Here is a 22,885-nt window from a genome sequence, read left to right on the forward strand (position 1 = left end):
ATAACTCAAATAAAAAAACTATTTTAGTTTGATAAATCAAACCCCAAAATCTATGAAAATTACGATTCCACTGTCGGTATTATTCTTATTACTTACTACTACTTCATTCAGTCAAACCATCCCCGATCTAAAACTAAAACCAAAAGAAATTCCCAAAGGCTACACTTTAAACGATGGAAATATTTGTATCACTCCGCAAGCCTGCACTTTTTATAATGATATTGAAACCTACGCTAGTATTGTTGGAACCTTAAAAAGTAAATCGATTCAAAATTTTAAAAGCAAAACCGATCGTGGATCTGTAATGTATTTTGAATTTGAACACACTTTTAAAGGAGATCGATTTCTGCAAGGATTACTTTGGGGAAAAGACGGTCAACCGACAGATGAGCATCCCGAAGAATATCTTGCAAAAGGAAAATTTCTGATCATTTGGAATTTTCATCCTAACAGTGTCCTTAAAGAAAAATCAGAGACTAAGATCGAGGCGATTTTACAATAAGAAATAACCAACAAATACAAAAATGAACAGACCAGGAGCCGTTGGAGCATTGCTTGACATCTACGAACAGGCAATTTTAGATCTTAAAAACGTTATTACAAGTATTCCTGATAATGTTTTGCCCCACATTATAGACGAAAAAACAACAAGCAAAGATTGTAAATCCATACAAGCTATTCTTTCGCACGTCGTCAGCTCCGGTTATAGTTATGCTATCAGTATTCATAATCTGAAAGGGCACAATATGCGGCGGCCTGACAAAGTTTTTCATGTCACCATTGCCGAATATCTAAAAGATTTAACCAATGTTTTCCTTTTTACCGAAAACATCTTCAAAGAAATTAAAGACGCTGAATTAGAACAATATGACGATTCCTTAAAAATAAAAACAGGCTGGGGACAATTGTACGACATCGAACAACTTACAGAACATGCCATTGTACATGTTCTCCGACACAAACGACAAATTGAAAAAATAAAATCCAGTCAATTGAACTGGAATTTTCTCTAACTTCGCTTACAATAAAAAATAACCCTAAACAAAATGAAAACCAAATCGAATCCTGTTGTTTATTTTGAAATTCCGGTAACCAACATAGAAAGAGCCATACAATTTTATTCGGCAGTTTTTGATTTTGAATTTGAACGTGATCGCATTCATGATAATGAAATGGCATTCTTTCCACTTATCGAAGGCAACAATGGTATTTCGGGAGCCTTAGCCCAAGGTGAAATATACAAGCCTACGATAGATGGAACTCTTGTTTATTTGAATACCGAAGATATCGAAGAAACCATAAATCTGGCCGTAAAAAATGGTGCTGAGATTTTATTTCCGATAACCTCAAATGGCGAATTTGGCTGGGTAGCTGAATTTAAAGACTGTGAAGGAAACAGAATTGCGTTGCACATGAGCCAAAAGGAATAATTTAAAATTGAGAACAAATCTAAATCTATAAAACCTCTTTTCCGCTTTATTTAAAAAACATCAAAATGAAAATTCAAACACGAACCCTTTTTTATGCAATCCTTTTCTTTTTATATCTTACCGCAACTTCTCCTTTACTGCAGTTGGGTGAGAAATTAGGAACAGATCCCTACATTACTTTGGGTTGTGGATTTGCTATTTTGAACATTATTTATTCTTTCTTAGGTTTAAAGTGGAAACCGGTACTAAATGTGATCTGCTCTGTTTCAATTGCCGCTTTGTCTTTATTTTTGGCCGTACAATTCGCTAACTTACACCTACTTACCAAATACGATCCTTATTTAGTTAAAACTGCTATATTCACCAATGCTATTCTATCAATCCTATTTTGGGAAATTGTGTATCAGGTGAAAATTAGGAAATAATGAAATTCTAAATACACCCCGTTTACAATACCGTTCCCAATCATTTATATTTTGATAATCTCAAATCTTACCAAAAAAGTCTCACTCGAAAACATGAAATTCAAAATTTTACTTCTTGCTGCCTTTATTTTTATCTCTTGCAAAAAAGAATCCAAAACCGAGGTCACAACAATTTCAACTCCAGCAAAAAACAGTGTTGAAACCACTGAGAAAAAAGAAACACAAAATAGCTCAGATACCATTGTGATTTCGACCAAACACAAAACAAATAAAATCGTATGCGATCTGGACGGTGACGGAAAAAATGAAACGGTTGAAATTGTAAGAAGTACAAAAAGTGATAAAAGCGGTTTACGAATCATTTTCGGAAACGGAAATCGAACAGATTATTTCGGAATGGGAAATACTATTCTCTATCAGGGTTTTGAAGAAATCGACTGGGCGGGAATATTTGAAAAAGCCCCAAAAGGGGAAGTTGTCTGGAACAATGTAAACGATCAGGGAGAAATCTTGGGCGATGACGAAATAAAAGAAGAAGATAAAATCAAACTCCCAAATGATGGTATCTTTATTCATGCCGAAGAAAGCTGCGGAGGCGGCATTATCTATCTTAAAGATGGAAAATACGAGTGGATTCAGCAGGAATAAATCTGAAATAAAACAGTTTACAAAAACTTCACCTTCTTAAATTAAAATCACAACTTCTAGTTTATCTAAAAACAGATATCTTTGCTCCTTTAAAATCAATTGGTCTTTAGAATGAAAAAAATTACAATCCTGTTTTCAATATTATTTTTAGCACTGTCGTCTTGTGGTGTAAAAACTACTCAATCCATGCTAAGCGATGGAAATTACGATGGAGCTATAGACCGCGCTGTTGAAGCTTTAAGAACCAAAAAAGATTCTAAAGGAAAACAAGATTACGTGTATTTGCTGGAAGAGGCGTTTGCAAAAGCCAAAGACAGAGATTTACGTAGCCTGGAATTAATGATCAAAGAAGCAAATCCGGTAAATGCCGAACGCACTTACAATACCTACATGCAGTTGAACAATCGCCAGGAAAAAATCAGGCCTTTATTGCCTCTTCAACTGTTGAAACAAGGAAGAACTGCCACATTCCAGTTTGATAATTATACCAATCAGATCATAAGCAGTAAAATTGCATTGACGAGATATTTATATGAAAATGCTTCTGCCCTTTTAAAATCCAATAACAAACTGGATTTTAGAAAAGCCTACGATGATTTTTCTTATTTGGAAAGCATTAGCCCAAACTACAAAAACACTAAAAAACTGATGGAAGATGCACAGTTTAAAGGAACAGATTTTGTGGATGTTTATGCTAAAAACGAAACCAATATGGTCATTCCAAAACCGCTCCAGGATGACTTACTCGATTTTAAAACCTACGGACTAAACGATAAATGGACGGTTTATCACAGTCTTAGACAAAAAGGCATCGTTTACGATTATAGCCTGATTGTAAACTTCGTGCAGATCAATATTTCGCCAGAGCAAATCAAAGAGAAGGAATTCATTAAAGAAAGACAGATAAAAGACGGTGTCAAAACGCTTCTCGACAGCAGAGGAAGACCGGTTAAAGACAGTCTGGGCAGAGAAATAAAAGTAGACAATTACAGAATGCTCCGTGCAAACGTATACGAATTCAGACAATTTAAATCCTGCCAGATCACAGCAAAAGTGGACTATGTTGATTTAAAAACCAATCAGTTACTACAATCTTTTCCGGTAAGCAGTGAGTTTATTTTTGAGAATATTTACTCTACTTACAAAGGAGACAGAAGTGCGTGTGAAGACAATTATATCAGTTATTTCAACAAACGAGCTGTACCATTTCCAAACAATGAACAAATGGTTTTTGACACAGGAGAAGACTTAAAAGAGAGATTAAAAGATATTATTGTCAGAAACAAATTCAGGAGATAAATCTAACGCTTTATTAAAAGCGGTAGAGTCCGGCTGATAAACATATTGAACTATAAACCTCATTTCAAATGAAAAAGATAACCCTTCTATTTTTAGTATCATTTTGTTTCACAGGCTGTGTTACACAATCTCAAACGGCCAAAACCTCTACCGCAATGACAAACCAGCAGCAATATCCAAAAGCACTAGTCGATTACGATGATTTTAAAAACCTCGTTACCGAAGTCGAAAAAGCAAGAGCAAATCGTCTAGTGAGTCTCGATCTTTTTCTTAAAATGAGTCATGAAGAGAATACTGTTATTTTGGACACACGCTCTGATTTTCGTTACAACCGAAAACATTTAAAAGGGGCTATTCATCTCGATTTTACCGATTTTACGCAGGAAAATCTTCATCAATTAATTCCGGATCCTAACACGAGAATACTGATTTACTGTAATAACAATTTTAATGGCGATCCGATAGATTTCGCTTCAAAAATGGCTCTTCCTAAAAGTGCTCCCGAGTCTCAGATTTTAGCCAACAGAAAACCGGTTATGCTGGCTCTGAACATTCCTACACATATTAACCTTTATGGGTACGGCTATAAAAACATCTACGAACTTGACGAATTGGTTCACGTAAATGACCGCAGAATAAAGTTTGAAGGAACGGAAGTAAAGTAATATCCGTTATCTACTTTAAACTTTTGAGAACAATTAATTTAGTTGATAAAAACAAAAATCTGCTAAAAAATTGCTTCACTTGTCCTAACATATACATTTACAAACGACAGGACAACTACCACTACTAAATTTTCCTAATAACAAATCGAGAGCTTTACGGTTTTACGTAATGTAATGCCGATTTCGTACGTTACATTTACGCTCAAAAAATAATGCTAATTTTTTTTTATTCAAGGATTTATCCAACTCATATTAAATAACTAAAACCAATAATAACCAACAACCAAATTTTAATGAAAAAACAAGCCTTATTTCTTGTATTAACTCTTATAATAAGCATTAACAGTTACTCTCAAATCCTTTTCGAACACGGTTACCTTATTAACCAAAACGATCAAAAAATAGAGTGTCAAATTGAAAACCTGGATTGGAAAAGTACTCCTACCAGCTTCAGATACCAACTCCCTGACAATTCGAATATCATTACGGCAGATATAAAAACTGTCAAAGAATTTGCAATCACCGGACAAAGTAAGTACATCAGATCTTTGGTTAAAATAGACCGCTCCTCAAAAAACATAGAAAATATGAGTACGGATAAAAATCCTGATCTTAAAGAAGAAACTCTCTTCTTAAAAGTACTTATTGAAGGAAAAGCATCTCTTTATTTATATAGCGATGGAAACTTAAGGCGCTTCTTCTATAAAATGGATAATACCGAGATAAAGCAATTAATTCACAAAAGCTATCTGATAGATCAAAATTCTACAATTGCGAAAAATAATTACTTCAGAGAACAGCTTTTTATTGATCTAAAATGTGAAAATATTCTTCAAAAAGAATATGAAATTTTAGACTACAGCTCCAATAAACTGCTAAAATTTTTCATCAAGTACAACAAATGCAGTGATACTAATTTTGCCACTTTTGAGTCTAAAGAAAAGAAAGATCTTTTTAATTTAACCTTAAGACCAAGGCTAAACAGCAGCTCATTATCAATAAGCAACTCGCCACTTGATTATTACGATTTTAAATTTGATTCTAAAACAAATCTTAGTCTGGGTATTGAAGCAGAATTTATTTTCCCTTTTAATAAAAATAAGTGGGCAGTGATCGTAGAGCCAACTTATCAATACTATAGTAGTGAAAAATCCAAGCAAACCTCCAATTTGTCAGGTGGTGAAGCAAAAGCGAAAGTAGATTATAAATCAATAGAACTGCCAATAGGAATTAGGCATTACTTTTTCCTTAAAAATAATTCCAAGATATTTGTAAATGCATCTTTCTTAATTGATTTTGATTCAAATTCGAAAATAGAAGTCACCAGAAAAGACGGTTCGGTTGTAAGTAAACTAGATGTTAGTTCCCGTAACTCCTTGGTATTTGGAATTGGTGGAAAATTTCGTAACAGATATAGTATAGAGTTTAGATATTTGACTGGCAGAACTATTCTAAGCAATTACCAAACCTGGAACTCCTCATTTTCAACAACATCCGTTATACTAGGTTATTCCTTTTTTTAAGATAATTCAATAACATTAAACACTTAACGAATCCCTTTCATTGTTTGATGAAAGGGATTTATTTTATAGACGATTTTTGAGTTTTTTTTCGTCTTAATTAAGATTTTAGAATGTCAAAAATTTGTATTTTAGTTCTATATAATTTACCTGTTTCACATCATAATATTTTACCCCATTGCTACTAAATACCACAAAAATGAACAAATTATTTTCCCTTGTCTTTTTATTCCTTTCTACCACTTTTATCTTTTGCCAAACCAATAAAACTAAACCAAAAGAAATCGCAAAGCCATTTGTATTAGGAGTTATTGATGAAATTCAATCGAAAGAATTAGGAGAAAAAAGAATCCTTAATATCTATCTACCGGAAGGTTACAAAGCCGAAGAGGCAACAAAATATCCCGTAATTTATTTATTAGACGGTTCGGCTGATGAAGATTTTATTCATATCGCCGGTCTGGTGCAGTTTAATAGTTTCGAATGGATCAATCAGGTTCCTAAATCAATTGTTGTGGGAATTGCCACTGTCGACAGAAGAAGAGATTTTACATTCCCGACCACTATCGAAAAAGATCAAAAAAGGTTTTCAACTTCCGGTCATTCTGATAAATTCATTGCTTTTATCGAAAAAGAATTACAGCCTTTTATCGAAAAAAAATACAAAGCCAATAACTCTAAAACCCTTATGGGACAATCATTGGGAGGATTACTGGGAACTGAAATTCTACTAACAAAACCAACACTTTTTAATAAATATGTTATTGTAAGCCCAAGCATTTGGTGGAATAATGGTTCCATACTAAATCTCGACAGCGCCATTTTTCAGGAAAATTTCAGTCCGCAGACAGACATTTACATTGCAGTTGGTAAAGAAGGACTTACGCCAACAGAAATTCCAAGAGTTATGGAAGTCGATGCTAATTTACTAACTGAAAAAATTAAAGCTTCAAAAAGCAAAAACATAAGAGTATATTTTGATTATTTCCCGCTCGAAAATCATGGTACGATTTTACATCCGGCAGCTTCGAATTCATTTCGTTTTTTCTATCCTATAAAAGAGAAAGAATAAAAACCGAACATAGTACGATCCCAAAAAATTATTTTTAAAATAATGACAAATAAAGAAGACCATAAACTAGATAATCCGGTTTGGTATGCATTATCCGAAAACCATTCCGCATTTGCCCTTGATTATGATGGTACTAAATTTTACAATCCGGATTATTGTCCGTTTGGAAGTTTTATAGTATCGGAAAGTACTTTAACGGCCATAAAACAATATGAGTTGTTAACGGATTCTTTTTTTATAGTGGGTGAAAAACCTGAAATAGACGATTCTTTAACAATCATCAAAGAATTGATTTGTCTGCAAATGGTTATTCAGGACAAAATTCAACTTGCAATCGATACTGAAATTGTCAAACTTACCGAAAATCATAATGCCGAATTATTACAACTGGTTAATTTGGTACAGCCGGGATATTTTAAAACCCAAACTCCTTTATTAGGTAATTATTATGGAATATTTAAAGAAGCCCAATTGATAGCTGTCGCAGGCGAACGTATGAAAATGAATGATTTTACAGAAGTGAGTGCTATTATCACGCATCCCGATCACACCGGAAAAGGTTATGCCAAACAATTGATTTCGCATGTTGTCAATAGCATCTTAGACGAAAGTAAAACTCCTTTTTTACATGTTGTCGAAAATAATATTGGTGCCATTAGCTTATATGAAAAACTAGGTTTTGTAACGAGACGAAAAATCAGCTTTTGGAATGTTTCTAAAAAACAGTAATTTTATCTTACACCTAAAATAGTCGTTCCAAAAGTACTTTTAACATTATAACCTTTAAGACATGACAGCAAATAAACAAACCGTAACCGAATATATGGAAGCTTTTAAAGTAAGCGATCATAAACGGATTTTAGATTGCCTTACTGATGATGTGATTTGGGAAATGCCCGGAATTTATCAGCATGTTGGTAAAGAAGCTTTTGACAAAGAAATAGAAAACGACAATTTTACTGGCAGTCCCACGATTCAAATCATAAAACTAATTGAAGAAAATGACATTGTTATTGCTGAAGGTGCCGTACAGGGAAATATGAAAAACGGAAATAGATTAGATGCCGTATTTTGTGATGTTTTTGAAATGGAAAAAGGCAAAATTAAAAAACTCACCTCCTACCTAATGTCAAAAAACTCAAGTTTAAAATTCGAATAAATTTACAACTCATTCTCTCTCAGTTTTGTCATTCCGAATCTGAGATAATCATCCCAGCCAGCCGTCGCGATCCAAACTTCTGTATTGAATGGCTTCGGCAATATGTGACGAAATAATATTTTGGGAATGATCTAAATCACTGATTGTTCGGGCGACTTTCAGGATTCTGTCGTAAGCTCTCGCAGACAGATTCAATCGTTCCATAGCGGTTTTCAGCAATTCTTTTGACGGATCGTCAAGAATACAAAACTCCCGAATAAGTTTGCTGCTCATTTGTGCATTGTAATGTACGTTTTCGATAGTTTCAAAACGTCTGGTTTGAATTTCTCGTGCGGCGGTAACCCTTTTGCGGATTTCAACACTACTCTCGGCTTTTCGATCATCGGCCAGTTTTTCAAAAGGAACTGGTGTGACTTCGATATGAATGTCAATCCGGTCTAAAAGCGGACCCGAAATTTTGCTCATATAACGCTGCATCTCGTGTGGTGAAGAAGTATTAGGCATACTCGGATCATTAAAAAAACCACTTGGACTTGGATTCATACTCGCCACAAGCATAAACGAGGAAGGGTAAGTTACTGTAAATTTAGCCCTTGAAATAGTCACTTCGCGATCTTCCAGCGGCTGGCGCATCACTTCCAAAACATCGCGCTTGAACTCCGGTAATTCGTCTAAAAACAAAACACCATTGTGAGCCATCGAAATTTCTCCGGGCTGAGGATAACTTCCTCCTCCAACCAAGGCAACATTAGAAATGGTATGGTGAGGACTTCTAAAAGGTCTCTGATTCATTAACCCTACCTCTTTTAATTTTCCGGCAACACTATGAATTTTAGTCGTTTCAAGAGCTTCACGTAAAGTCATTGGCGGTAAAATACTCGGAACACGTTTAGCCAACATCGTTTTCCCCGCTCCGGGCGGACCAATTAAAATAATATTATGACCTCCGGCAGCCGCAATTTCCATACAACGTTTTATGCTTTCCTGTCCGCGTACATCTGAAAAGTCAAATTCCGGAAAATCTAAGCTTTTATAAAATTCAGCTCTGGTATCAATACTCGTAGGCTCAAGCGTTCCTTTCCCATTAAAAAAATCAATAACATCCTGAAGATTCTGAACTCCATAAACGTCTAATCCGGTCACTATTGCGGCTTCTTTCACATTCTGAATGGGTAGAAAGAAACCTTTATAACCTTCTTCCTTTGCTTTGATTGCGATTGGTAATGCTCCCCGAATAGGCTGTAAACTACCGTCTAAAGAAAGCTCTCCCATGATAATATATTTTTCAATCTCCGGTGCTTTTACCTGATCTGAAGCAACCAAAATCCCCATCGCCAAAGTTAAATCGTATGCGGAACCTTCCTTTCGCAAATCAGCCGGTGCCATATTAATTGTTATTTTCTTACCAGGAAAATTTAGTCCATTATTCTTCAGGGCGGCGGCAATTCGATAACTACTTTCCTTTATGGCATTATCCGGCAATCCCACTAAATGATAACCAATCCCATTATCCATATGAACTTCGACTGTAATCGTTGTTGCTTCTACTCCAAAAACGGCACTTCCATAAACTTTTACTAACATAATCCTTGTTCCAAAAATGGCTTTAAATCTAACAAAAACACAAAAGTAGCTTTTTTATTACAAATTAACCTTCTTTTCCTCCTACTTCCTTTTAGATTTAATTCTATCTTCTCAAATTCATCATTAGAAAATCACAAATATTCTTAACTTCTACTAACAAAAAACAACAAAACAACACATCTGCAAATATTTTCATCAGATTTTATCATAAAATCTTAAATTAGCGTTATAAATAAAAATCCGAAACATTATGAAATATCTCACTAAACCATTTTTACAACAGATTTTTATTTTTAACAGCAAACTCGTTTTTTTATTCGTGCTCACTTGTCTCATTCTCCCAAACGCGAATGGTCAGCAAAAGAAAATAACGGAAAAATTCAAAAAAGAAACTATCCTAAAAATAGATTCCCTCATTCAAAAGGAGTACATATTTCCTGATCAGGCAAAACTGATCGCTGCTCATTTAAAAAAGAGTTATAAAGAAAATAAATTCAAAAAATACAATCTACTGGATTCTTTCGCTGTAGCGCTAACGAAAGAAATTCGTTTGGTCAACAACGACAAACATCTTAGAGTCAAGCCTAAATTTGTTCCGGATAATAAAAACACAAATGCAGCTAAAGATTCCTACGAAATTTATCTTCATAATTTAACCGACAATCGCAAACTTGCCGATGGTTTCCGAGAGGTTAAGATACTTGACGGTAATATCGGCTACCTCAATTTTAAATATTTCATACACGAAACTAACCCCACTATTGATTCTTATATGCAATTGCTTTCTAAAACGGACGCCATTATTATTGATTTAAGAACTAACGGAGGTGGAAGTCCTAAAACCGTGCAGTACCTGTGCAGTTATTTTTTTAAAGAACCTCTATTGCTAAATACCTTATACTTTAGAAAAGACAACTTTACGGAAGAATTCAGAGTTACAGAAGTTAACGGTAAAAAAAGAATCGATGTTCCCCTATTTATTATCACAGGTGACAGAAGTTTTTCGGGTGCAGAAGAATTCAGTTATAACATGCAAACACAAAAAAGAGCAACCTTAGTTGGTGAAGTGACTGGTGGCGGAGCAAATCCCGGCGAAATTCTTGAAATTAACTCTCTTTTAGAAATATTTATTCCTACCGGAACTGCAATAAATCCAATCACTAAAACAAACTGGGAAGGAATTGGTGTAATCCCTGAGTACAAAACAACCAAGGAACTTGCCTACGACAAAACCATAGAATTGGCAAAAAAAGCAGCAGAGGACTACCGAAGTAAAATTGCAGCTGAATCAAAAAAACTTTATCTGGAATTGCAATCTACTGTTGACCAGCAAACAAAACCATTAAACGAAGCTGATTTAGCAAAAATGGATCAGCAAATTCAAACCGTTATAAAAAAACTAATTGAATCTGATTGGTTTACGGAAGAGGATATTACTAACCTGTCGTCTGATTATACTCCCACAAAACCATTTATTACAGAATCAATTTTAAAAAGCAATGCAGAATTACATCCAAAATCTCCGATAGCCTTTTTAAAATATGGTGATCTTTTGGAACAAAACGGGAAAAAAGATACTGCAACGGCCGTCTTAAAAAAAGCGGTAGAACTCGCCACAGAAATCAAAGCTCCCTATCTGGAAGGGATAAAAAACCGATATGAGAAGATCCTAAAATAAAAAGAGATCCTTCAAAGTAGCCTTCAAAAAACAGTGTAAAACATCAAAATCAGAAGAATTACTAAATCGTTTTTGGTACTTAACGCGGAATATAAAAAATTAATTTTCATTAAAACTTGTTCAAATATTAATATTTCCTATTTTTAATGAAAATTTTATTAATTATCCATGAAAAGAAAACTACTACTACTGTTTTTGAGTGTTTTTTTAACAAAAACGTACGCTCAAGATTACTTTCCCGTTAATGAAAGTGTCCACAACAAAAACAACAATTACACTGTTTTTACCAATGCCACGATTTATGTAACCCCAACACAAAAAATCGAAAAAGGAACTTTACTTATTCAAGATGGCAAAGTAGTTGGTGTTGGAAATAACATCACCATTCCTAAAAATAGCGTTGCTATTGATCTTGCAGGAAAAACTATCTATCCTTCGTTTATTGATATCTACACCAGCTTTGGGGTTGAAAAACCTAAAGCCCCTGCCGGACGTGGACGTGACCGTAGCCCTTTATACGACACTAAAAAAGTAGGCTACTACTGGAACGAAAGTGTTCGTCCTGAAGTAAATACTTATGAGACTTTTAAATACGATCAGCCGAAAGCTGAGGAATTACTAAAAGCCGGTTTTGGAGTAGTAGGAACCCATATTGCTGACGGAGTTGCTCAGGGAACCGGAATTTTAGTAGCGCTGAACAACACCGAAAACAGCAAACAAATTATTGCCAATAAAGTAACCAACCATTTTGCTTTTACAAGAAGTGCTCTGACCAATCAGGCTTATCCAAGTTCTTTAATGGGTATGACAGCTTTGTTACGCCAAATGTACCTGGACTTAGACTGGTATAAAAAAGGAAATTCAGAAACTAAAGATTTGTCATTAGAGGCTTTAGCTGATAACGAAAAACTGGTTCAAATTTTTGCTACAGAAGACAAGTTAAACAGTTTAAGAGCTGCGAAAATTGCCAAAGAATTTGGATTAAACTATGTTCTGAAAGGAAGCGGAAATGAGTTTGAAAGAATCGAAGAAATTAAAGGTACCAATGCCAAATACATCATCCCAATCAGTTTCCCTGAGGCATATGATGTTTCTAATCCTTATTTGTCCAATCAAATCGAATTGGCCGATATGCGTTTCTGGAATCAGGCGCCTACCAACTTAAAAGTTCTTTCGGATAATGGAGTTGTTTTTGCTTTAACAACAGACAAATTAAAAAAGACCGAAGATTTTAAAACTAATTTACTAAAAGCCATTAAATATGGTTTTGATAAAACAAAAGCTCTGGAGGCTCTAACCACAGTTCCTGCGGCTATTTTAGGAAAAAGTAATGAAGTGGGAAGTTTGAAAACTGGTGCTTTTGCCAACTTCATCATTACTTCAGGTGAAATTTTTGACGAAAAAACTGTTTTATACGAAAACTGGGTTCAGGGAACGAAATACGTTGTGAACGATGTTAACGCAAAAGACATTCGTGGTAACTACGACTTAACGGTTGGAAAAGATACCTACAAATGGAAAATCGAAGGAACGGTTGATGCTCCAAAATCTGAAATTACAACTGCAGATACAAAGAAAGTAAGCAGCACTTTTGCTGTTTCTAAAAACTGGATTACTCTTTTAATTAAACCAACCGATTCAATCAAATCAAATTTTACACGTTTGACAGGATTGATTGAGAAACCGGAAAACTTATCCGGAAAAGCAGTATTGGCAAACGGAACAGAATTGTTTTGGACTGCTACTAGAACAAGTCCGTTTGTAGCGGTAAAAGATTCAACTAAAGTTGAAAAACTAAATCCGATTATCCCGACAACTTATCCAAATATTGCTTTCGGTGACTCAAAAAGACTAACGGCTCAAACTTTACTATTCAAAAATGCTACGGTTTGGACCAACGAAAAGGAGGGTATTTTAACTGAAACTGACGTTTTAATTAAAAACGGAAAAATTGCTGCTGTAGGTAAAAATCTTTCAGATGCTTCTGCTACGGTTATTGATGCTAAAGGTAAACATATCACAAGCGGAATTATTGACGAACACTCCCACATCGCCATTTCAAAAGGGGTGAACGAGATGGGACATAACTCGACTGCCGAAGTTACGATTCAGGATGTTGTAAACTCTGAAGACATCAATATCTACAGAGACTTAGCAGGAGGTGTAACCACTTCGCAATTATTACACGGATCTGCAAACCCGATCGGAGGACGTTCTGCCATTGTAAAATGGAAATGGGGTGCTGCACCAGACGAAATGTTATACAAAAACCAGCCAAAGTTCATCAAATTTGCTTTGGGAGAAAATGTAAAACAAGCGAATTGGGGAATTGATAATCCTACCCGTTTTCCACAAACCAGAATGGGAGTTGAACAGGTTTTCACTGATTATTTTCAACGTGCAAAAGAATACGATGAAAGCTGGAAAAAATTCAACGCAGGTTCTAAAAAAGGAAAAGCGCCAAGAGTTGATTTAGAAATGCAAACGATAGCTGAAATTCTAAACAAAGAGCGTTTTATTACCTGTCACTCTTATGTAGAATCTGAGATTTTAATGCTGATGAATGTTACAGAGAAGTTCAATTTCAAAGTGAATACTTTTACGCACATTCTGGAAGGATATAAAGTTGCTGATAAGATGAAAGAACACGGTGTTGGAGCTTCTACATTCTCTGACTGGTGGGCTTACAAATTTGAAGTAAACGATGCGATTCCGTTTAATGGACCAATCATGCACAATCAGGGACTAGTGGTTGCCTACAACTCAGATGATGCCGAAATGTCAAGAAGATTGAATCAGGAGGCTGCAAAAGCGGTGAAATATGGAAACATCTCTGAAGAAGAGGCTTGGAAATTTGTAACCTTAAACCCTGCCAAATTATTACACATTGACGATAAGGTAGGAAGTGTAAAAGTAGGTAAAGATGCTGACGTTGTATTATGGAGCGAAAATCCGTTGTCTATTTATGCTAAAGTCGAAAAAACAATGATTGAAGGTGTAGTGTATTTTGATCTTGAAAAAGATGCTGAAAAACAACAAGCTATTTCTAAAGAAAGAAGTTTATTGATTGGGCAGATGTTGCAGGAAAAAAACAAAGGAATGAGCACACAGCCACCAACTAAGAAAGAGAAGAAAGAATATCACTGTGATACTTTAGAACAATAATAACGGCTTTATAAAATTCATAAAGATAAAAACAGATAACATGATTAATAAAAACATATATATAGGTCTGCTTGCCTTTTGTGCATCATTGCAAATAAAAGCACAGCAAATACCGGCACCTCAACAAACCAAATCGGTTTTGATTTTAAATGCTACTGCACATTTAGGTAACGGAAGTGTTATTCAGAACAGTGCCGTTGGATTTAAAGACGGAAAATTAACCCTGATAGCAGATGCAACGACCGTAAGACTTGCTGCTGATGCGTATGACACAACTATTGACGCCAGCGGAAAACACATTTACCCGGGATTTATCGTGGCTAATGCAACATTAGGTTTAGTAGAAATTGATGCCGTGAAATCGTCAGACGATCAGGAAGAAATTGGAACTTTTAATCCAAACGTAAGAAGTATTATCGCTTACAATTCTGAATCGAAAGTAGTAGAAACTGTTCGTCCGAATGGGATTTTAATGGCTCAGATCACTCCTCGTGGGGGTAGAATTTCAGGAACTTCTTCTGTGGTGCAATTAGACGCATGGAGCTGGAAAGATGCCATTATAAAGGAGAATGACGGAATTCATCTTGACTTCCCTTCTAATTTCAGAAGATCCGGATCATGGTTTGAACCGGGAGTTATTGAAGCCAACAAAGACTATCCAAAACAAGTGGAGGAAATCGCAGCGTTCTGGGGTAATGCAAAAGCTTACAATCAGGCTGCTTCAAAAGAAAGAAACATTGTTTTTGAAGCGACAAAAGGGCTTTTTGATGGAACGCAGACGCTATACATCCATGCTGATGAAGAAAAACAAATCGTTGATGCTATTCAGTTAGCGGCAAGCAATCAGATCAGGAAAATAGTTGTTGTAGGAGGTTTTGAAGCTTATAAAGCTGCTGATGTATTGCAAAAATATAATGTTGGTGTATTCTTAAGACGCGTGCATGACATGCCAACAAGTGATGACGAAGATGTAAATCTGCCTTATAAAATGGCCAAAATACTTACCGATAAAGGTATCGTGGTAGGCCTTGAAAACAGTGGTGATCACGAGCGTATGAGTGTAAGAAACCTGCCGTTTTTAGCAGGAACCTGTGCAGCATATGGTTTAGACAGAGAAAAAGCGTTACAGCTTATCACTTCAAACACAGCAAAATTATTAGGTATTGATGCCACTTGTGGTACTTTGGAAACAGGTAAAGATGCTACTTTATTTATCTCTGAAGGTGATGCACTTGATATGAGAACGAATAAGCTAACAACTGCTTTCATCCAGGGAAGAAAGATTAACTTAGAAACTTTTCAAACCAAACTGAATGACAAGTTCAAAGCAAAGTTCAATCAGAAATAAACAATAAATTTTACAATAAAAGGCGTCATTTGAAAATTCATCTGACGCCTTTTTTATTTACAATTCACAACAACAAAGTGAATTAATCGGATATTAATTCAAAAAAACATCAAAAAACACCTCTACACAACATTGATTTTTAGTTTATAAACTGACAAAAACACAAATCAATTTTACCAAATCATAAATTTAAAGTCAATATTATCCAATTGACACAAAATACAGGGGGTCAAAATAAAAAATTAATAAAAATAAAGCACCTACCCCTATTTTTTACATGGTTATTACTTGATTTTATACATTTATAAAAAATTTAAAACTAAATAACTATGCGAAAAATTATTTTAAGTGTGATTCTTATCACGATTTTAGTACTCACCTTTTTATCCAACTTTATATTATCCGATAATCCAATTCCGGCAGAAGCTGTAAAGTTTGACACAGGAGACACAGCCTGGATGATCGTAGCCACTGCTTTTGTTTTGCTTATGACACCCGGATTAGGATTTTTCTACGGAGGAATGGTAGGTAAGAAAAACGTTATTAGTACCATGCTGCAAAGTTTTATGGCAATGGTAATTGTTACAATCTTATGGGTTATTGTCGCTTTCGGATTAGCATTTGGCCCTTCTATTCGCGGAATCATTGGAGACCCAACTTCCAATTTATTCTTTCAGAATGTAGGTACCAGCACTACCTGGAGCCTTGCCCCAACAATACCTTTTATGTTATTCGCATTGTTTCAGGCAAAATTCGCCATTATTACACCTGCATTAATCACTGGTGCATTTGCAGAACGTGTGCGTTTCTGGGCTTATTTGTTATTCATGGTTTTATTTATCCTAATCATATATTCTCCTTTAGCACATATGACATGGCATCCAGACGGAGTATTCTTTAAAATGGGAGTATTAGATTTCGCAGGAGGAACAGTAGTGCACATGAGTGCCGGATGGGCCGCTTTAGCAGGAGCAATATTCTTAGGAAAAAGAAAAGTTCAAAAAGTAAATCCGGCCAGAATTACTTACGTTTTACTGGGAACAGGTTTATTATGGTTTGGATGGTTTGGCTTCAATGCCGGCTCTGCATTAGGAGCTAACGGATTAGCTGTTCAGGCTTTAGGAACTACAACTATTGCTGCCGCAGCTGCTGCTATGGCCTGGGTTTTCCTGGATAAAATCTTAGGACACAAATTATCAGCTCTGGGTGCTTGTATAGGAGCAGTCGTTGGACTGGTTGCCATTACTCCTGCCGCAGGTTTTGTAAGCATCTCTCACGCTATTTTCATCGGAGCATTCTCTGCCATTGTTAGTAATCTGGTAGTAAGCAAATTTCCTAAAGGAAAAATCGATGATGCGTTAGACGTTTTCGCCTGTCATGGTGTTGGTGGTATGGTAGGAATGCTGTTAACCGGTGTTTTTGCCTCCAAAGCAATCAACCCCGCTGTTGGAGACAATCAAGGTTTAATTTTTGGAACTCCAACATTATTTATCAATCAATTAACTGCTTTGGTAATCGTTTCTATCTTTGCTTTTGTAGGTTCTTATGCTTTATTCTTTGTCGTAAACAAAATTACCCCACTAAGAGTTACTGAAGAAAAAGAAGAATTAGGATTAGACATTTCTCAACACGGGGAATTCTTATAAAAACAAATTTCCGCCTTTGCCCATAAAAAATCCCTCTAAGTCTGACCTTAGAGGGATTTTTGTTTTGAATTAACTTCACCTTTGTTTATTATAGATGTAGACTTTAGATTGTAGATTGCAGATTTTAAATTGTACTCTTTACTCTATATTCTTTACTCTTTTCTCTATGTTCTAGAAAAAAAACTACTTAAAATTAGAAATTCCTTCTTTCATCCATTGCAAATATTCTTCTGCGCTTACATAACTGATAGTAGGTTTTGAAGAGTTTAAATTCTTCCCTTCCAAATCTGTAATCACATATAATGGCTGTGTATTGGTTTTATATTTTGAAATCATAAAATCGGTCCATTTATCACCCACCGTTTCGATTTTATCTCCTTTTGCCGTAACATACTGCTCTTCTTTTGGCAAGTCACGTTTATCATCCACATAAAGAGAAATCAAAACGACATCATTTTTCAGGATTGGCAGAATCATGGGTTCCGACCATACATTGTTTTCCATTTTTCTGCAATTCACACAGGCATAACCTGTAAAGTCAAGCATAATCGGTTTGTTGATTGATTTTGCATACGCTAAGCCATCTTCGTAGTCATGAAAAACCATGATGCCATGAGGTCCTAACTCCGCTCCTTCCGGTAAACCCGAAACGGTTTCAGTACTGCCGCTATTTGAATTTGCAGATCCGCCTACTCCAAACGGACTTTCGCTATATTGCGGTGGTGGCGGGAATGCGCTGATTAATTTTAATGGCGCTCCCCAAAGTCCCGGAATTAAATAAACCGTGAACACTAAAGTAAGTAATCCTAAATACAATCTTCCAACCGAAATATGATTTAAAGGACTATCGTGAGGCAATGTAATTTTTCCGAATAAATATAAAGTCAGAGCTGCAAAAATAGCGATCCAGATAGCGATGAATACTTCTCTTTCCAGAAAATGCAACTGAAGTACCAAATCTGCATTTGATAAAAATTTAAACGCTAAAGCCAATTCTAAAAATCCTAAAACTACTTTCACAGTGTTCAGCCATCCACCGGATTTTGGCAACGAATTTAACCAGCCCGGGAACATAGCAAAGAACATAAATGGTAACGCTAACGCTAATGAAAATCCTAACATTCCAACAATTGGAGCAATTCCACCATTCGAAGCAGCTTCTACTAATAAAGTTCCAACAATAGGTCCGGTACAAGAAAACGACACAATAGCCAAAGCTAGAGCCATAAACAATATCCCAATTAAACCTCCTCTGTCTGCTTGCTGATCTGCTTTATTCGCCCATGAATTTGGCAGCATAATTTCGAAAGCTCCCAAAAATGAAGTAGCAAAAATGATCAGGATCACAAAGAAAATCAGGTTAAACCAAACATCTGTAGACAGTGCATTCAACGCATCCGCCCCAAAAATTTTGGTTACAATCAATCCTAATATTACGTAAATAGCAATAATAGAAAACCCATAAATGATTGCATTTCTTATTCCTTTTGCCCTGCTTTTACTTTGTTTGGTAAAAAAACTTACCGTCATTGGGATCATCGGGAAAACACAAGGAGTCAACAAAGCTGCAAATCCTGAAATAAAAGCGATAAAAAAGATCGACCATAAACTTCTTGAAGGCGTTGACGCTGGAATTTCTTCACTTGTTTCTGCCAAAGCCTTATCTGTTTTTATAACTTGCTCTACTGCTGAAGCGGCTACTTTTTTTACTGTATCAACTGCTATCCCCTCCACTTTTGTTTCATCTAATTTAGATTCAGATACTGCCGCAACAGCATCCATTTTAAAATTTGATGGAATCGCAATAGAAAACTTTTTACTGGAATTGATACAAACTTCTTTACAAACTTGAAAGTCAAAATCAACATCAACCGTTTTTAGATTCGGATTGATAATGGTGATTTCCTGTTCGATATGCGCTTTGCCTTCAAAGAAAGTTTCATTTACACCAAAAACATCATTAAAAGCTGTTTTGGTTTTTCCTTCTTTAGCCTTTCCAACCAAATTGTAATTTCCTTTCTGATTTTTAAAGGTAATCTCTAAAGCAAGCGGTCCACCTTCCGGTGTAAACTGCGAATACATGTGCCACTCTTTTTCAATTGTTCCGTCAAAAATCAAAACAGCATTATTTCCGGCTTTCTTTTCAATTTTTGAAGTCCATTTTACCGGTTCGAGAATTTGAGCGTTCCCTTTTGCAAATGCAAAAAGAAAAAACAGTAAAAAAACAATGGATTTATTCCAGACACTTTTCGACGTTATCGTTTGATGGTAGTAGTTAGGGTTCATTATAATAATTCTATTTTAATTATTTCGTTTGTTGTATTCTCGATTTTAAAGCGTTCATCCTGTCTGATTCCGATAACCCACACAATCTGATTATCTGAGCATAAAATCCAAATTTTTTCCTTTTCAATCAGCGACAATTTTTCATCCTTAAAAAGTTTGCTGAGCTTTTTAGATTTCCCATTCATTCCAAAGGGATGAAAAACATCTCCCTCCTTCCATTTACGCAAAATAAGAGGAAAACGGATTTTTTCAGCGTCCACAAATATAGCTTTATTTGAATCTATTGTAATGTCGTCTACCTGACAAAGCCTCAATTTTAAGGGAAAATTAACGTCTTGCTCCCCTGCACTAATTTCGAATACTTCATTTTCTTCTAATTCAGAAATGGGGCTCAAAATCAAAGTATCTCTGTTTTTCAACAATCGAAAATCAGCCGAAAAAACCTGTTTACCGGATTGTCCCTCTACCAAATCATAAATATCATTCCAGGCCACGAAACCAAATTCATTTAACCATTGATACAAGTACGATTTATAATTGGGTAATTTCTTTAGCTGATTCAAGTCAAAGTGAATATCTTCTCCCTCTTCTTTTGCTACTTGCTGGTAAATCATGATCGAAGCATCCTCAACCATTTCTTGTGATTCCTGCAAATACTCTTGCGTTTTTTGAAAGGCATTTAAAAAATTTGGATTGATTTCTTTCAAGATCGGAACAAGATCATGGCGAATTTTATTTCGAAGGTATTTATTGGACGCATTACTGCTGTCTTCCCGCCACAGTATATTGTTTTGCTTTGCATATTCTAAAATTTCGGCTCTGGAAAAAGGTAAAAGTGGACGAACAATTTTATCATTTTGCTCCGGAATCCCAGTCAGCCCGTCTAATCCTGTCCCTCGGGTTAGATTGATTATGAAAGTTTCGAGATTGTCGTCGGCATGATGTGCCGTTAAAATATAGTCGAAATTTTCGGTTTCCAGAAGTTCATAAAACCAGTTGTAACGCAATTCCCGAGCTGCAATCTGAGTTGATAATTTATAATCTTTGGCAAAAGCCTCGGTATCAAATTGAGTACTAAAAATCGAAATACCATTCTCGTCACAGTACTTTTGAATAAAATCCTGGTCTCCAAAACTTTCTAATCCACGCAATTGAAAATTACAGTGCAAAACGGCGATCTCAAACGGTAATTGCTGAAACAGATGGAGCAAAACCATGCTATCCAATCCTCCGCTTACTGCCAGAAACAGCTTTTTATCCTCCAGAAATGGAAATCTTACAGCGAGATGATTTTGAAATTTTAAAAGCATTTATAAATGTAAAAATTTAATTCAATATAATAGAGAAAGTTTTTTTAATCTTAAAATTGTACGAATTTACACTATATTTACAAACTGCAACTAAAATTGTACGAATTTTATTTATTTTAACATTCCCACATGCAATACATTAATCGAAAATATATTGGTTATTGCAAAACTTCGTGCATTGCTTTTGCCTTTAACAGACATTCTTCGTACTCTTTTTCAGGAATCGATTGAGAAGTAATCGCACTTCCAACTGAAAACGAAACATATTTATTTTCCTGATTGTACAAGATACTCCTTATCACCACATTAAAATCGAAATCACCTTCAGGCGTAAAATAACCGACAGCACCACTGTACAGACCTCGTTTGGTTTCTTCCACATTTTCAATAATCTTCATGACCGAAATTTTTGGTGCTCCCGTCATGCTTCCCATTGGAAAAGTGGTTCTTAAAACATCTATTGGTGAATACTGCGGATCTATTTTTGAAGTGATGGTTGAAATCATTTGGTGCACCTGCAAAAATGAGTAAATTTTACAAAGTTCCGTTACTTCAACAGAACCTTTCTGTGCCGTATGCGACAAATCATTTCGTACCAAATCGGTAATCATAATGTTTTCAGCACGTTCTTTCGCATCTGATGCTAAAAACTGCTTTAATTTTTCATCTTCAACCGAATCTGAAGATCGTTTTGAAGTTCCTTTTATTGGTTGAGAAATTAAAGTTTCACCAACTTTTTTCAGGTATCGCTCCGGAGAAGCCGAAAGCAAATATTGTTTATGATTCTTAAAAAATACCGAAAACGGAGCCAGTGATATTGCATTTAACTTCTGAAATTTCTCTAAGGGGTTAATTTCGGCAGTCTCAGCAAAAAATTCCATACAAAAATTGGCCTCATACATATCACCTACATGAATGTGCTCCAGCATTTTGTTTACTTTTTCAACGTAAGCTTCTTTTGAAATACGTTGTTTGACTTCAATGCTACTTACCGTTTCAAAAGCATCATATTTACTATCAACGACTTCTTCATAATCCTCTTCCAGCTCATCATCACAAAGCAATAAATATTGTATCTCAAGTTTATTTCCTTTTAACGTAAAAATCTTTTTAGGCTGAAAGAAAAACAAATCCGGAAAATCTAAACCGTCAAAATTTGATGATGTGAGGTTTTCCGTATCATTTTTTAAATCATAGGAAAGATATCCAAAAAGCCAGTCTTTAGTCGTTTGCTGATATTGTTTCAGATCTTCAAAAGCATTATGAAAATCTGTTTTTAAAGAGGTAAAAGCATCCACTGCCAAAACAAAATCAAAGCTTGAATATTCCTGTGGATACGAATTACTATCCAAAAAAATTACCTCTCGAAATTGTTGTGACCAGCTTAAAAGCTGCTGTTTAAAATGCTCTGGATCTGAAATGTCTTTGTAAATGGTAACTCTCAAAAATAGGTAAATTTTAGGCCTCAAAATTACAACAAAAAAAATCCTTCAATAAAATATTAAACAAAAAATATTGGCACACTTTTTAGTATATCGAATTAACAAGAATACTCAAACCTTTTTTGCCTATTGATAAAATACACTTCTAAAAAACACAGCCGGTAAAGACTAACACAGATTGAATTCGTTATACCAAAAAATCGATAAA

General features: G+C 35.3%; 19 protein-coding genes. 15 read left to right on the forward strand and 4 right to left on the reverse strand.

The annotated features are described in order from the left end of the window. Positions 1-52 precede the first annotated feature (52 nt). The 11 genes from BHE19_RS10430 (at position 53) to BHE19_RS10480 (ending at position 8,218) form a co-directional block, all read left to right on the forward strand. On the forward strand, positions 53-502 hold the full coding sequence (locus tag BHE19_RS10430; protein WP_070907048.1) for a hypothetical protein: 450 nt from the start codon (positions 53-55) through the stop codon (positions 500-502). A gap of 22 nt (positions 503-524) precedes the next feature. After that, positions 525-1,013 carry a damage-inducible protein DinB gene (locus BHE19_RS10435; protein ID WP_070907049.1) on the forward strand — a complete coding sequence of 163 codons (489 nt, stop codon included), beginning with the start codon at positions 525-527 and terminating at the stop codon, positions 1,011-1,013. Between the two features lie 33 nt (positions 1,014-1,046). Beyond that, on the forward strand, positions 1,047-1,430 hold the full coding sequence (locus tag BHE19_RS10440) for a VOC family protein (protein WP_070907050.1): 384 nt from the start codon (positions 1,047-1,049) through the stop codon (positions 1,428-1,430). A 65-nt stretch (positions 1,431-1,495) separates the two neighbouring features. Then, positions 1,496-1,855, forward strand: a complete 360-nt coding sequence (locus tag BHE19_RS10445; protein ID WP_017495466.1) for a hypothetical protein — start codon at positions 1,496-1,498, stop codon at positions 1,853-1,855. A gap of 93 nt (positions 1,856-1,948) precedes the next feature. Continuing rightward, positions 1,949-2,503, forward strand: coding sequence for a hypothetical protein (locus tag BHE19_RS10450; protein ID WP_070907153.1), 555 nt, complete (start codon positions 1,949-1,951; stop codon positions 2,501-2,503). Between the two features lie 111 nt (positions 2,504-2,614). Beyond that, on the forward strand, positions 2,615-3,802 hold the full coding sequence (locus BHE19_RS10455) for a hypothetical protein (protein ID WP_070907051.1): 1,188 nt from the start codon (positions 2,615-2,617) through the stop codon (positions 3,800-3,802). Between the two features lie 68 nt (positions 3,803-3,870). Next, positions 3,871-4,467, forward strand: coding sequence for a rhodanese-like domain-containing protein (locus tag BHE19_RS10460; RefSeq protein WP_070907052.1), 597 nt, complete (start codon positions 3,871-3,873; stop codon positions 4,465-4,467). A 293-nt stretch (positions 4,468-4,760) separates the two neighbouring features. Beyond that, positions 4,761-5,990, forward strand: a complete 1,230-nt coding sequence (locus BHE19_RS10465; RefSeq protein ID WP_070907053.1) for an outer membrane beta-barrel protein — start codon at positions 4,761-4,763, stop codon at positions 5,988-5,990. A gap of 196 nt (positions 5,991-6,186) precedes the next feature. Further along, on the forward strand, positions 6,187-7,059 hold the full coding sequence (locus BHE19_RS10470) for an alpha/beta hydrolase (RefSeq protein WP_070907054.1): 873 nt from the start codon (positions 6,187-6,189) through the stop codon (positions 7,057-7,059). Between the two features lie 42 nt (positions 7,060-7,101). Then, complete coding sequence (locus BHE19_RS10475) at positions 7,102-7,788, forward strand: GNAT family N-acetyltransferase (RefSeq protein ID WP_070907055.1); 687 nt, start codon at positions 7,102-7,104, stop codon at positions 7,786-7,788. Positions 7,789-7,849: 61 nt separating this feature from the next. Next, a complete protein-coding gene (locus BHE19_RS10480; protein ID WP_070907056.1) occupies positions 7,850-8,218 on the forward strand; it encodes a nuclear transport factor 2 family protein in 369 nt (122 codons plus the stop codon). 48 nt (positions 8,219-8,266) lie between these two features. On the opposite strand, the gene BHE19_RS10485 is transcribed toward BHE19_RS10480, so the two are convergent. After that, entirely contained in the window at positions 8,267-9,802 is a 1,536-nt protein-coding gene (locus BHE19_RS10485; RefSeq protein ID WP_070907057.1) for a YifB family Mg chelatase-like AAA ATPase, read from the reverse strand. Positions 9,803-10,052: 250 nt separating this feature from the next. Between BHE19_RS10485 and BHE19_RS10490 the strand changes: the two genes are divergently transcribed. The 4 genes from BHE19_RS10490 to BHE19_RS10505 all read left to right on the forward strand — a co-directional run bounded on the left by BHE19_RS10490 (position 10,053) and on the right by BHE19_RS10505 (position 17,639). Next, positions 10,053-11,480, forward strand: coding sequence for a S41 family peptidase (locus BHE19_RS10490; RefSeq protein ID WP_070907058.1), 1,428 nt, complete (start codon positions 10,053-10,055; stop codon positions 11,478-11,480). 168 nt (positions 11,481-11,648) lie between these two features. Further along, complete coding sequence (locus BHE19_RS10495) at positions 11,649-14,645, forward strand: amidohydrolase family protein (protein ID WP_070907059.1); 2,997 nt, start codon at positions 11,649-11,651, stop codon at positions 14,643-14,645. Between the two features lie 40 nt (positions 14,646-14,685). Beyond that, a complete protein-coding gene (locus BHE19_RS10500) occupies positions 14,686-15,993 on the forward strand; it encodes an amidohydrolase family protein (protein WP_070907060.1) in 1,308 nt (435 codons plus the stop codon). 329 nt (positions 15,994-16,322) lie between these two features. After that, on the forward strand, positions 16,323-17,639 hold the full coding sequence (locus BHE19_RS10505) for an ammonium transporter (protein ID WP_070907061.1): 1,317 nt from the start codon (positions 16,323-16,325) through the stop codon (positions 17,637-17,639). A 183-nt stretch (positions 17,640-17,822) separates the two neighbouring features. On the opposite strand, the gene BHE19_RS10510 is transcribed toward BHE19_RS10505, so the two are convergent. The 3 genes from BHE19_RS10510 to BHE19_RS10520 form a co-directional block, all read right to left on the reverse strand. Beyond that, entirely contained in the window at positions 17,823-19,925 is a 2,103-nt protein-coding gene (locus BHE19_RS10510) for a protein-disulfide reductase DsbD family protein (protein WP_070907062.1), read from the reverse strand. After that, positions 19,925-21,235, reverse strand: a complete 1,311-nt coding sequence (gene tilS / locus BHE19_RS10515) for a tRNA lysidine(34) synthetase TilS (protein ID WP_070907063.1) — start codon at positions 21,233-21,235, stop codon at positions 19,925-19,927. The genes BHE19_RS10510 and tilS overlap by 1 nt, the downstream gene beginning before the upstream one ends. A 158-nt stretch (positions 21,236-21,393) precedes the next feature. After that, entirely contained in the window at positions 21,394-22,680 is a 1,287-nt protein-coding gene (locus BHE19_RS10520) for an anthranilate synthase component I family protein (RefSeq protein WP_070907064.1), read from the reverse strand. Between the last annotated feature and the right edge of the window lie 205 nt (positions 22,681-22,885).

Source organism: Flavobacterium tructae, from assembly GCF_001853485.1.
Classification (GTDB): Bacteria; Bacteroidota; Bacteroidia; order Flavobacteriales; family Flavobacteriaceae; genus Flavobacterium; species Flavobacterium tructae.